13 protein-coding genes and 1 other annotated feature are annotated in these 11,740 nt (G+C 44.7%); of the genes, 10 read left to right on the top strand and 3 right to left on the bottom strand.

Annotation, left to right across the window (positions count from 1 at the left end):
- A partial coding sequence (locus BO225_RS10500) for an IS3 family transposase (protein ID WP_143356825.1) occupies positions 1–475 on the bottom strand: 475 nt, incomplete at its 3' end.
- Between the two features lie 229 nt (positions 476–704).
- On the opposite strand from BO225_RS10500, the gene BO225_RS10495 reads away from it, so the two are divergent.
- The 6 genes from BO225_RS10495 (at position 705) to BO225_RS10470 (ending at position 6,179) form a co-directional block, all read left to right on the top strand.
- Entirely contained in the window at positions 705–1,751 is a 1,047-nt protein-coding gene (locus BO225_RS10495; RefSeq protein ID WP_076342172.1) for a helix-turn-helix domain-containing protein, read from the top strand.
- Positions 1,748–2,326, top strand: coding sequence for a CDP-diacylglycerol--glycerol-3-phosphate 3-phosphatidyltransferase (gene pgsA, locus BO225_RS10490; protein WP_076342171.1), 579 nt, complete (start codon positions 1,748–1,750; stop codon positions 2,324–2,326). Before BO225_RS10495 ends, pgsA begins: the two co-directional genes overlap by 4 nt.
- Positions 2,326–2,802 (top strand): CinA family protein, encoded by a 477-nt coding sequence (locus BO225_RS10485; RefSeq protein ID WP_076342170.1) that lies wholly within the window; start codon positions 2,326–2,328, stop codon positions 2,800–2,802. The genes pgsA and BO225_RS10485 overlap by 1 nt, the downstream gene beginning before the upstream one ends.
- A gap of 122 nt (positions 2,803–2,924) precedes the next feature.
- Entirely contained in the window at positions 2,925–3,998 is a 1,074-nt protein-coding gene (gene recA, locus BO225_RS10480; RefSeq protein ID WP_076342169.1) for a recombinase RecA, read from the top strand.
- 76 nt (positions 3,999–4,074) lie between these two features.
- Positions 4,075–4,692 (top strand): cysteine hydrolase family protein, encoded by a 618-nt coding sequence (locus BO225_RS10475; protein ID WP_076342168.1) that lies wholly within the window; start codon positions 4,075–4,077, stop codon positions 4,690–4,692.
- Positions 4,689–6,179, top strand: a complete 1,491-nt coding sequence (locus BO225_RS10470) for a nicotinate phosphoribosyltransferase (protein ID WP_076342167.1) — start codon at positions 4,689–4,691, stop codon at positions 6,177–6,179. The genes BO225_RS10475 and BO225_RS10470 overlap by 4 nt, the downstream gene beginning before the upstream one ends.
- On the opposite strand, the gene BO225_RS10465 is transcribed toward BO225_RS10470, so the two are convergent.
- Positions 6,145–6,816, bottom strand: a complete 672-nt coding sequence (locus BO225_RS10465; protein ID WP_233120328.1) for an alpha/beta hydrolase — start codon at positions 6,814–6,816, stop codon at positions 6,145–6,147. The two genes, BO225_RS10470 and BO225_RS10465, sit on opposite strands and share 35 nt — an antisense overlap.
- Positions 6,817–6,858: 42 nt before the next feature.
- Between BO225_RS10465 and BO225_RS10460 the strand changes: the two genes are divergently transcribed.
- The 4 genes from BO225_RS10460 (at position 6,859) to BO225_RS10445 (ending at position 10,472) form a co-directional block, all read left to right on the top strand.
- A complete protein-coding gene (locus BO225_RS10460) occupies positions 6,859–7,578 on the top strand; it encodes an amidohydrolase family protein (RefSeq protein ID WP_076342165.1) in 720 nt (239 codons plus the stop codon).
- 65 nt (positions 7,579–7,643) lie between these two features.
- Positions 7,644–7,879: a binding site (T-box leader), on the top strand.
- Between the two features lie 33 nt (positions 7,880–7,912).
- The gene (locus BO225_RS10455; protein WP_076342164.1) at positions 7,913–8,956 is read left to right on the top strand and encodes a methionine ABC transporter ATP-binding protein; all 1,044 of its coding nucleotides are present in this window, start codon (positions 7,913–7,915) and stop codon (positions 8,954–8,956) included.
- Entirely contained in the window at positions 8,940–9,614 is a 675-nt protein-coding gene (locus BO225_RS10450; protein WP_076342163.1) for a methionine ABC transporter permease, read from the top strand. The genes BO225_RS10455 and BO225_RS10450 overlap by 17 nt, the downstream gene beginning before the upstream one ends.
- Before the next feature lie 15 nt (positions 9,615–9,629).
- Complete coding sequence (locus BO225_RS10445) at positions 9,630–10,472, top strand: MetQ/NlpA family ABC transporter substrate-binding protein (protein WP_076342162.1); 843 nt, start codon at positions 9,630–9,632, stop codon at positions 10,470–10,472.
- Between the two features lie 47 nt (positions 10,473–10,519).
- Here BO225_RS10445 and BO225_RS10440 read toward each other — a convergent pair whose 3' ends face one another.
- Positions 10,520–11,518: a LacI family DNA-binding transcriptional regulator gene (locus tag BO225_RS10440; protein WP_076342161.1), complete on the bottom strand. Its 999-nt coding sequence runs from the start codon at positions 11,516–11,518 to the stop codon at positions 10,520–10,522.
- Between the last annotated feature and the right edge of the window lie 222 nt (positions 11,519–11,740).

Below are 11,740 nucleotides of genomic sequence, written 5' to 3'. Positions count from 1 at the left end.
TGATCCATTCTCTCTTGATCAGTGAATGAAAGCTTTCGATGCAGGCGTTGTCCCATGGATTGCCTTTTCTCGAATACGATCTTTCCATTCCTTCTGTCTTGTTTTTGTATTCTTCGCTTGTGTACTGGACTCCTTGATCGCTGTGGATCACCAATGGCTTTTTGATTCCTCGTCTTCTTTTGGCTATTTCTATACACTCCAGAACTTTTGCGGCTTCCATATTTCGAGTCATCACCCACCCGACTATTTTTCTGGAATACAGATCCATCACGCTGGTCAGATAGACAAATCCTTCCTCTGTCCAGATATAGGTGATATCGGTACACCATATACTGTCGGGATCTTTTGGATTGAATTGTCTTTTCAGAAGATTGTGAAGTTTTCGATCATTCCCTTTAGATATGGTCGTTTTTATCTTGTGTTTCAGATATTTCGGTTTGATATTGGCTTGGTACCATGTCAAGTTTGAGGACAATCTAAATTTCTGTTTTTGACAAACCCCTACGAGCTTATCGGATGATTTAAAACCCTGCTTTTTTCAACAGTCTAAGTCGATTTGTTCGACTTTTTTTCTTTTTGCGGGACCATTTTTATCGTTTTTGTCGTATTGATATAGAGTAGAAGGAACGTGATGGAAAGGTTTCGATGAACGTTTTTTTTCGATACGAATTTTGCTATAATGAGAACCTAAAGGGGGAGTTTTAGTGACTTATTATCAAATCTTAAAACAGCGACGAATCGACCTAAAGCTTTCCATTCAAGATGTCTCAAACCAGACGCGTCTAGCGCCTGAGTATATAAAAGCGATCGAAGAGAACGATCTCGACGTGTTTTCGGACGACTATTCTTTTGTCCGCTATTTTGTTCATTCTTACGCCAATGCGATCGGCGTCAACTGGGATGTGATCCAGCTCGAAGTGGATCAAACGATCAAATATTACGCGCATAAAAAGAACATGGCCCTTACGATGGCCCAGCAAAAGATCGTACAGAACATTCCGCGCGAAACAGCGGCCAAGCGGACGAAGAAGAAACGTTCCCGCTATCAAACAAGTGTATCTAGAACAAGCCGGATGCTGCATTGGCCAAAAAAGAGGATCTCGCGCTTAGCGATCTTAGGGATCGGCGCGCTCGCTCTGTTTTTGGTCTTGAGCAATGTTCTTGGTTCTAGCTTGAGCGCCCGGGAAGAAAACGCCCGCGAAGCGGAAAGGAAAGCGGAGCTGCAAGCGAAAGAACAAGAAACACAGCGGCTTTCAGAACAGCGTAAGGAAACGAAGCTCAACGAAGCGAAAACGACGATCCAGCTCGAAAGCCAAGAGAACGGGATCTATTATATCAACAGCGAGCAAGCAATGCCTTGGGTCGTTGAATTGAAGGTTTCGGTTCCAAATAAAACGAAAATCGAGCTCTATCAAGGAGATACGCTGATCGCAGGAAGCTCTGATCAGGAAGTCGATTCCGATTTTTCAGCGATCATCACTTGCGAGCAGCCCGCGGAGTATCGCCTTGTGATTTCTCAATACGCGAATAACGCCATCTCTTTGAATGGAAATCAAGTCATCTATCAGCCAAATGAAACACAGCAGGATAAAGAGGCTTCCTTGACGCTGGCCTTTGGACTTCAGCCTGTGCAAGAAAGTCAGCCAGATTACGATGGCAATTCACAAGACGAGTATTGGGGAAGCGGGTATGATGAAAGCGATCAATATTATGATCCTTATGCCTATGGCACAGATATGGAGGGTTTATGAATCTACCAAATAAATTGACGATCGTTCGGATCTGTCTCGTTCCTGTGGTCGTCGCATTATATCTTTGTATTCCTGCGGATGCGGGAATCGTCAATGAAGCGACACACCTAGGTATCCGTAATCTGCTCGTGCTTCTCGTGTTCGCGATCGCCTCGATCACAGATTATTTTGATGGGATGCTGGCGCGCAAGCACCATTGGATCACGTCGTTTGGCAAGTTCGCGGATCCGATCGCGGACAAGATGCTTGTCAATACAGTGTTGATTTTGTTGGTTTGGGCGCATCAAGCCAATGTCGTGGCGGTCTTGTTGATGATCGCGCGCGATTTGATCGTGGATGGGTTGCGCATGAGCGCGGCGCAAAGTGGGGAAGTCGTATCAGCGGGTTTTTTTGGCAAGCTGAAAACGGTGCTTCAGATGTGCGCGATCATTTTATTGCTGTTGAACAATTGGCCTTGCGCTCTATTTGGCTTCCCGCTTGCTTCGATCGTATTGTGGGCGGCCACGCTGGCTTCTCTCTATAGTGGCTGGATCTATTTTGACAAATTGAAAAAATATGTCTTGGAGAGCATGTGATGGAACAAGAGAAATTGATCGCGCTTTGTAAAGAAAAAGAACTTACCATTGGAAGCGCCGAGAGCTTGACAGCAGGCCTTTTCGCTTCGACGCTTGCCTCCGTGCCTGGAGCAAGCGCTGTGTTAAAGGGTGGTTTTATTACGTATTTTACCGAGATGAAAGAGAAAATGCTGGATATATCACCGATCTTGATCGAAAAGTACGGTGTGATCTCGAAGCAGTGCGCTAGAGCGATGGCGCTCAACGCAAAGCGCTTGATGGATGTCGATTACGCCCTCTCCTTTACCGGGAATGCGGGACCGAGCGCCATGGAAGGGAAAAAAGCGGGTCTAGTTTTTTGCGCGATCGCAGGCCCAGATGGGGATCTATACGATTTTAAACTGGAATTGTTCGATCTAGATCGCAACGCTGTCCGTGAGCGTGCGGTTGCTGAAATGATTCACGAACTTCTACAAATCATACAGAAAAAATCATAAAAATTCTGTATTTTTATTGTGTTTTATTTGTGTTTTTAGTATAATAATCGAGGAATTAGATTGAAAAGATATCGTTTATCTGTACTTATAAACTTAGAATAAAACACGGAAAGGAAAAGAATATGGCAAAAAAAGCGGCAACGGAAGAAGTTAAAGATCGCGATAAGTTATTGAATGATGTTTTAAAAGATATTGAACGCGAATATGGTAAGGGCGCGGTGATGCGTTTGGGAGATCGCGCGGGAACGGATGTCGAACCGATCCCGTCAGGTTCTTTATTGCTCGACCAGGCCCTTGGGATCGGAGGATATCCAAAAGGCAGGATCATCGAGATCTTTGGGCCTGAGTCGAGTGGTAAAACGACTTTAGCGCTTCACGCGATCGCGGAAGTTCAAAAAAAAGGCGGCCGGGCGGCTTTTATCGACGCGGAAAACGCGATCGATCCGGTATACGCGCAAAAGCTTGGTGTCAATATCGATGATTTGATCCTTTCGCAACCTGACTCTGGTGAGCAGGGTCTCAATATCATGCTCATGTTGATCGAAAGCGGCGCGGTCGATCTTGTCGTCGTCGATAGTGTGGCGGCTCTTGTTCCTCAATCCGAATTGGATGGAGAAATGGGCGATCTGCAAGTAGGCGCGCAAGCGCGGATGATGTCAAAAGCGATGCGTAAGCTAGCCGGCATCATGAACGCGAAAGATTGTACAGCGATCTTTATCAACCAGCTTCGTGAAAAAGTCGGGATCGTGTATGGAAACCCGGAAACGACGCCTGGAGGAAGAGCTTTGAAGTTCTATTCTTCGGTGCGCATCGATATCAGAAAAGCGGATACGATCAAAAATGGATCGGATATCATCGGAAACAAAGTCAAAGTCAAGGTCGTGAAAAACAAAGTAGCCGCTCCATTCAAAACGGTCGTTTTGGAAATCATGTATGGCGAAGGCGTTTCCGCGATCTCGGAACTTGTCGATCTTTGTGTCGAGGCGGGCATCTTGAAAAAAGCGGGTGCCTGGTATTCGTACGAAGGAGAGAAGGTCGGTCAAGGAAAAGAAGCGGCCAAAGAGTTTATCAAGAGCCATCCAGACTTGAAGGAAGAATTGGAGACGCGCTTAAAAGCTTCGATGCAGCCGCATGAAGAAAGCGATGATGCGCTTTTTGAAAGCGACGAAAAAAGCGAAGAAGCGAAAGAGGAATAAAGACAAGAGAAGTCCAGGTATAAATCGACTTCTCTTTTTTTGTGTTATACTAATTTAAATGACATAGGAGAAAACAATGGCAAAAAGAAAACAGCACGAAGAAGCAACTCTTCGTTTCATAGAACTAAACAAGCCGTATTTATTCGTTGTAGATATGATCAATGGCTTCATCAAAGAAGGAGCGCTCGCCGATTCCACGATCTTTCCCATCAGCAAGCCAATCGAGGCGCTTGTTCAACGATTAAAAGATCGCACATTGTTCATTTGCGATTCCCACAGCGCGGATGCGGCAGAATTTAGATCGTATCCGCCCCATTGCATCGAGAAAAGCCATGAAGCGGAAGTGATCGATGAACTGCTTGCCTACAAGCAAGATGTTGTTTATAAAAACAGCACAAATACATTTATGGCTCCTTCGTTCCAAAAACGGCTACCGGATATTCTAGCGCCGAGCCAAGACTTGATCATCACTGGTTGCTGTACAGATCTTTGTATCCTCCAATTCGCGCTCTCTTTGAGAAGCTATCTCAACGAGATGGATCTTAAGGAACATCGCATCATCATTCCAGAAGATTGTGTGGATACATATCATATCGAAGGGGTGCATGACGCGAATTTTTGGAACGAAGCCGCAATCCAAAATATGAAACAAAATGGGATCGAAGTCGTTCGGTCGATCGAGGTGAAACAATGAAAGACGGAAGAAATTTGACGCTTGTCATGGATTTTTATGAATTGACGATGAGTCAATGCTATTATAAAGAACATCGCGAAGAAGAAGCCATCTTCGATCTTTTTTATCGTAAAAATCCCGATGATGGCGGTTTCTGCATCGCTGCCGGTTTAGAACAAGCTATCGAATATATTCGTGATTTTCACGTTTCAAAAGGAGATATCGAGTATTTGCGGTCGCTTCATCTGTTTGAAGAAGATTTTTTAGAATATTTATCGACGGTCCGCTTTACAGGCGATCTTTGGGCCGTTCCAGAAGGAACGCCGATCTTTCCTAATGAGCCGGTCTTGCGAGTCAAAGCGAAGCTCATCGAAGCCCAGCTCGTAGAGACAGCCCTTCTTTTAGCGATCAACCATCAAACGCTCATCGCCACCAAAGCAAGAAGGATCGTGCAAGCCGCGGAAGGAAGAGCGGTTATGGAATTTGGGGCACGAAGGGCCCATAGCTTTGATGCGGCGATCTATGGCGCAAGAGCGGCTTATATTGTTGGATGCGCAGGAACGGCCACGACGTTTGCGGGTGAACAATTTCAGATCCCTGTACTTGGTACGATGGCGCACTCTTTTGTTCAAAGCTTCGATACAGAATATGAAGCGTTCTTGAATTATGCAAAAACGTATCCTGAGCATTGCACTCTGCTGATCGATACGTATTCAACATTAGGATCTGGGATTGAAAACGCCATCAAAGTCGCGAAAGACTATTTGGAGCCGAATGGCTATCGTCTACAAGGAGTTCGGATCGATAGTGGCGATATGGCGTACTTATCGAAACGGGTCCGCAAAAAATTGGATGAAGCCAATATGAACGACTGCAAAATCGTCGTTTCAAATTCCTTGGATGAATATGTGATCGAATCGCTCATCCACCAACAAGGCGCTAAGATCGATTCGTTTGGTGTCGGTGAAAACTTGATCTGCTCGAGGACTTCGCCTGTCTTTGGCGGAGTCTATAAAATGGTTGCGATCAAGGAAGGAGAGGAATGGGTCCCGAAGATCAAGATCAGCGATAATCTAGAAAAAGTCACCAATCCGGGCTGGAAAGATCTTTACCGGATCTACGATCGTGAAAGTCAAAAAGCGGTCGCGGACTTGATGTGTCTTCACCAGGAAACGATCGATCCGAACCAGGATCTAACGATCTATCATCCAATGTCGAAATGGAAATATAAAGTTTTTCCAGCAGGAAGCTATGAATTTAAAGATCTGCTGATCAAAGTGTTTGAAGATGGAAAACAGATCTACACTTCGCCAAGCATTACTCAGATCCGTGCGTATTGCCTCGAACAACAAGAAACACTATGGGACGAATTGAAACGTTTCGCCTATCCACAAGAATATTACGTCGATCTTTCAGGCTCTTTATTCGATCTCAAACAAGATCTGCTCGAAGCGCATCTGAAAAAAAGGAAAGCTAGACAAGCTTTCCTTGAAGCATCGATAGAATGATGGAAAAGGCCGGCTTTTCGAATTCTTTCGTATATAATAAACGATGTGGCGCTCCCTCTAAATAAAGCAAGCATTTTTTTGGATGGTCGATCTTTTTAAAGGCACTATGCGAACTGGAAGGATCGATCACCTCGTCTTTTGTTCCATGCAAGATCAAGATCGGACACGTCACGTGGGCGATCGACTCTTTGAAGCGGGAGACGATTTCGGTGAACGCTTTCGTCTGGGCTTTGGAAGGCGCTTTCGAGGCGGAAGGCGAAGTGGAAGAAAAAGTCTTCATCGTAATCGTTTTAGCGAGCTGCAAGTTGATATATTGGAACGCGGGCGCCACTAAAACGAGCGCTTTGATCGGATAGATCGTCGCTAGATAGCTGCTGATCACACCTCCCATACTGAAGCCGACTACATAAACTTCGCTGCTTTTTGAAAGCGCCTTTTTCATCGCTTGCTCAGCACGCTCGATCCACTTATGGATATCGGCATCGGATGGATTGTTTAGATCATATAAGTCGAACTGAATCACTTCGTAGCCTTGACGGGAAAGAAAGGCAGCCAAGTCGTCCATTTCATGATGACGTTTTTGCCCAAAACCATGCACGGTGAGTACAATCGGCTTTTTTCTAAATTTAAAAAACACAATAAAACCCCCTAGATTTAAAGATTATAAAAAGGAGATCGTATGAAAGCAACTCTTTTAATAAAGAATATAGAAAATCTTTATTTATGTGATTCCAAAAATACGATCATTTCGCAAGCGTTTGTCGCACTGCATCACGATAAGATCCTGGATTTCGGAAGCCATGATCCTAAAAAATGGGTGGATGACGCGACAAGAATGATCGACGCAAGAGGAGAGTGTGTCGTTCCGGCCTTCATTGATGGAAAGTTTACCTGCTCTAAATCGATGCTAGAAGGCGACCGTATCCGCAACGTCTCGGATCTGTTATATGCCATGAAACAAAATGGGATCTTGACTCTTGTTAGTCATGATCCTAGCTTGCGCAGAAAAGAATTGTTTCAGGAAGTGATCACGACCAAGAAGAACGCTGAACTGCCTATTATCGATATGGTTCCTGCTCATAAGATCCATCAAGAGTTTATTTTATCGTGCGGGATGGATGTGAACCCATATAAGATCTATTCGCTTCAGCCTTTAGGCTTTTTATTGAATGTTCTTTTTCACGAAGATCCGATCAAGATCTTGAACGCGATGACACGAAATCCTGCAAAAGCCTATCACTTGGAGAAGATAGGCACGATCAAAAAAGGGAATCAGGGAGATCTATTGGTTTTATCGGCACCGAATATTGAGTCGTATTTTTCACAAATCGGAAGGCCGATGATCCATCGGATGATCAAGAGCGGGATCCAGTTCTATCCTTCGATCATTCGTTCATGAAAAATACGATTTTTTTTCTGAAAAAACTTTGACATTGTTTCAGATAACTGGTAATATCTAACCATAAATTGATGTTGAAAAGAAGAGTAGTCGAGCTTGGAAGCAAAGAGAGTATCTCGATTTGGTGGAAGAGAACGTGAAGAGCTAGGCGAACATGGTCTTGGAGTAGCGTGGCTGAAATGTAAGCCACGACGGGATGCGCCCGTTACAGCGATAGAGTATGTTGGTACTCGATGAGGTCCTTCTTTGCGAAAAGAGGATAAACTTTAGGTGGTAACACGAATAAGCATTCGTCCTAATCAAGGACGGATTTTTTTTTGGAAAGGACGACAAAATGATTCGACTTGAACATGTAACGAAGACATTTCAGACTAAGGACGGGGATGTCCATGCGGTCAAGGATGTGAGCCTTCATATCAAAGAAGGGCAGATCTATGGCATCATTGGATTTTCAGGAGCTGGAAAATCGACCTTGGTAAGATGCATCAATTTATTAGAACGGCCCGAAGATGGGAAAGTGATCTTCGATGGAAAGGATCTGCTCGAGCTGAGCGATAAAGAGCTCCGGCAAGAACGCCAAAAAATGGGGATGATCTTTCAGCACTTCAATTTGATGCGCGCGAAGACCGTCTATGAAAATATCGCCTTGCCGCTCAGGATGATGAAAAAAGACAAAGCGTTCATCGAACAGAAAGTCATGGAATTGCTCGAATTGATCGATCTAGTGGAGCGAAAGGATTCGTATCCTTCTCAGCTATCGGGTGGACAGAAGCAACGGGTGGCGATCGCAAGGGCGCTGGCCAGTGAACCCAAGGTGCTTTTATGCGATGAAGCGACAAGCGCTCTAGACCCGCAAACGACCCAAAGTATCTTGAAGCTCATTAAAAAAGTCAATCAAGAAATGAATTTGACCGTGGTGATGATCACTCACGAAATGCTTGTTGTCAAAGAGGTTTGCGATCGTGTCGCTGTGATGGAGAATGGACGTGTCGTCGAAAAAGACGATATCGTGCCTGTCTTTGTCAATCCGATCCAGGAAATTACAAAGAACTTCATCAATACGACCAACAACTCCAACAAGATCAATGAACTGATCAAAGAGAATCATCCTTTGACCCAGCTTGCAAGCAATCAACAGCTCGTGAAACTGAAGTATTCATCCAGCAACACGCGTGAAGCGCTCATTTCCAAGATCTCGCGCGACTACAACGTCGACTGCTCAATAATTTTTGGAAATGTCGAAGTGATCAAAGACACGCCGCTAGGAACGCTTGTAACGGTATTTACAGGCGAAGACGAGAATATCCGGCATGCTCTTGATCAATGTAAAAAAGAAGGTGTATATGTGGAGGTAATGAAACGTGGACATATTGACTAATATCGCGCCCAATGTGCTAAAATACATCGATCAATTTCCTAAAGCGATCCTTGATACGCTTATCATGCTCGCGCTTTCCGGGATCATATCGATCTTCTTTGGCTTGATCTTAGGCGTGATCGTCGTCGTCACAAGAAAAGATGGCATCTTGCCGAACAAATGGGTGTACTTTATCTTGGATAAGATCATCAACTTGTTCCGTTCGATCCCTTTCATCATTCTCGTGCCGATGCTCGCGTTTTTATCGAGACTGATCTTTAAAACGACGATCGGGATCTCGGGAGCGATGGTCCCCTTGGTCGTAGGAACGATCCCTTTTGTCGCCCGGCAAATGGAGTCGAGCATGATGGAGATCCCCGAAGGCATCGTAGAGGCGAGTATTTCCATGGGAATGTCGCCGATGCAGATCATTTTCCAAGTGTATTTGAAAGAAAATATTCCAGGGATGATCCGAGGCATCACGATCACATTGATCGCGCTGATCGGTCAAATCGCAATCGTTGGCGCGGTGGGCGCTGGAGGGCTAGGCGACATGGCGATCCGCTATGGACAACGTTTTATGTATGACATCACCTATACGGTTGTGATCTTGATCTTGATTATCATATCGATCATTCAATCGATTGGTAATAAATTGGTAGAAAAAACTACCCATTAAATAAGGAGAGAAAGAATGAACAAATTTTTAAAAGTAGGCGCGGCGATCGCGCTAGGACTCACTTTAACGGCTTGCAGTTCCAATGGTTCCGATTCGGATGCAGATTCTAAGAAAATCGTCGTGGGTGCGACAACATCCCCGCACGCGATCATTTTAGAAGAAGCGAAAAAACAATTGGCTGACGGTGGCTATGAATTAGAAATCAAAGAATTCTCGGATTATCCAAACATCAACCCAGCCACTAGCGATGGTTCTTTGGACGCCAATTATTTCCAGCACCAACCATATCTTGATTCTTACAATGCGGATAGCGGGTATGCCGAAGGCGATGATGGATATTTGATCAGCGCCGGATCGATCCATTACGAGCCAATGGGCGTATATTCAAAAGAAATCGAAGAAATAAATCTCGATAATTTGAAGGAAGGGGATCAAGTCGTCGTGCCAAATGATGCGACCAACGAAGCCCGCGCTTTGTTCTTGTTGCAAGATCTTGGACTGATCACGCTCAAAGAAGACGCGACAGTCGATAAAGCGACAAAAGCCGATATCAAAGATAATCCTAAAAATCTTGAAATCGTGGAAGTTGCCGCCGATCAGATCCCAACACGCATCGAGGACGCTCCTGTGATCGTGGTCAATGGAAACTACGCTCTGGATGCCGATATTACAGAATACCAGCGCGCGATCGAAGACGCGAACAGCGATGCTGCAAAATTGTACGCGAACATCATTGCGGTGAAAAAATCGAATGCAGACAATGAAGCGGTGAAAAAGCTTGTCGAAGTGTTAAAGTCGGATCACATCAAAGAATTTATCGCGGAAGAGTTTGGCGATACGGTTCAAGCCGCTAAATAATCTAAGAAGAATAAGAAAAAGCTTAGCTCCTTTTGGCTAAGCTTTTTTTAATCGTTCGTGGAATGCCGTAGAACGACTTTTCCGGTATACATCGTTTCTTCAGGAAACTCTTTTCCTTCCAATACTTGAACTAATCCGTAGATCGCTTGCGAACACATATAGGCGGTTCGATTATCGAACGAAGAGATCGCAGGATGTGCGAGCTTCGCGAAAATCGAATCGTTGTAGCCTGTGATCTGCAGGTCGCGCGGAACTTTTCGTTTACAATAATCCGCGACTTTTTCAACGATCGAAGCGATCTCGTCATCGACGCAGATCGCCGCGTCAATATCTGTATCTTGAAGGATAGAGAAGACTTGCGAGCCAAGCTGCTCAAAACCATCCTCTAACAGTCGGAACCGGGAATCGTCGATCTCGATGTCATGTTCTTTACAAGACTTTTTGAATCCTTTCCATTTTCTTTGGACACTGAATGTATCGCGAGTCGCTAAAAAATAAGGGGACTTGGCGCCATGATCGAGAGCGCACTTAGTCAGTTCATAACAGCCTTTTTCATCGTCGCACAGGATACTGTAGATATTGGAGTGGGACAAGCATCCATTCAGCAAAAAGACGGGGATGTGGTTGCTCGCCGCGTAAATATATCCATTGTCCTTTTCGCTTTTTTCTACAAAGTGCGAACCAATAAAGATGAGCGCGTCCACACTTCTTGAAGCGAGAAGCTCGACGTGTTCTTTTTTAGCGGCTTGCTCATCGCCTGTACAACAAAGCATCGCCGTATAGCCGTGTTTTTTAAGATCCTGCTCTAAATAATAGACGCATTGTGCTTGATAAAGGTCCCGGATATTGGTCGTTAAAATACCCACGGTTTTCATACTGGATGTAGACATTCCTCGGGCAAACGCATTGGGGGAATAACTATTTTTTTCGATCACTTCCATAACTTTTTTTCGTGTTTTTTCTGCTACATAGCCAGAATTGTTGATGACACGGGAAACGGTGGCGATCGATACACCAGATTGTTTGGAAATATCGTATATATTCATGTTCTTTCTCCTTTGTTTGCCATTTTCACTACTATACCAAATTTTAAATGAACAAAAAAGACCTAGAGAGAATGGCACTCGACTAGGTCATTGATTTTATCGCTGAACGCGTCCAGAACCGTCGCCGCCAGCAAGCTTTTCGACTTCATCGACCGATACGAGGTTGTAGTCGCCTTCGATCGAATGCTTCAAAGCGCTTGCCGCTACCGCGAATTCGATCGC

Source organism: Dubosiella newyorkensis (assembly GCF_001945605.1).
Lineage (GTDB): Bacteria > Bacillota_I > Bacilli_A > Erysipelotrichales > Erysipelotrichaceae > Dubosiella > Dubosiella newyorkensis.
The sequence above is the reverse complement of the archived record's forward strand: the minus strand, read 5'-3'. Positions and strand labels throughout refer to the sequence as shown.

Bases quoted from the DNA above. Each gene is read 5' to 3' on its own strand.
- BO225_RS10440 (WP_076342161.1), bottom strand. From the start codon at position 11,518: ATGAATATATACGATATTTCCAAACAATCTGGTGTATCGATCGCCACC.
- pgsA (WP_076342171.1), top strand. From the start codon at position 1,748: ATGAATCTACCAAATAAATTGACGATCGTTCGGATCTGTCTCGTTCCT.
- BO225_RS10460 (WP_076342165.1), top strand. From the start codon at position 6,859: ATGAAAGCAACTCTTTTAATAAAGAATATAGAAAATCTTTATTTATGT.
- BO225_RS10475 (WP_076342168.1), top strand. From the start codon at position 4,075: ATGGCAAAAAGAAAACAGCACGAAGAAGCAACTCTTCGTTTCATAGAA.
- recA (WP_076342169.1), top strand. From the start codon at position 2,925: ATGGCAAAAAAAGCGGCAACGGAAGAAGTTAAAGATCGCGATAAGTTA.
- BO225_RS10445 (WP_076342162.1), top strand. From the start codon at position 9,630: ATGAACAAATTTTTAAAAGTAGGCGCGGCGATCGCGCTAGGACTCACT.
- BO225_RS10455 (WP_076342164.1), top strand. From the start codon at position 7,913: ATGATTCGACTTGAACATGTAACGAAGACATTTCAGACTAAGGACGGG.
- BO225_RS10485 (WP_076342170.1), top strand. From the start codon at position 2,326: ATGGAACAAGAGAAATTGATCGCGCTTTGTAAAGAAAAAGAACTTACC.
- BO225_RS10470 (WP_076342167.1), top strand. From the start codon at position 4,689: ATGAAAGACGGAAGAAATTTGACGCTTGTCATGGATTTTTATGAATTG.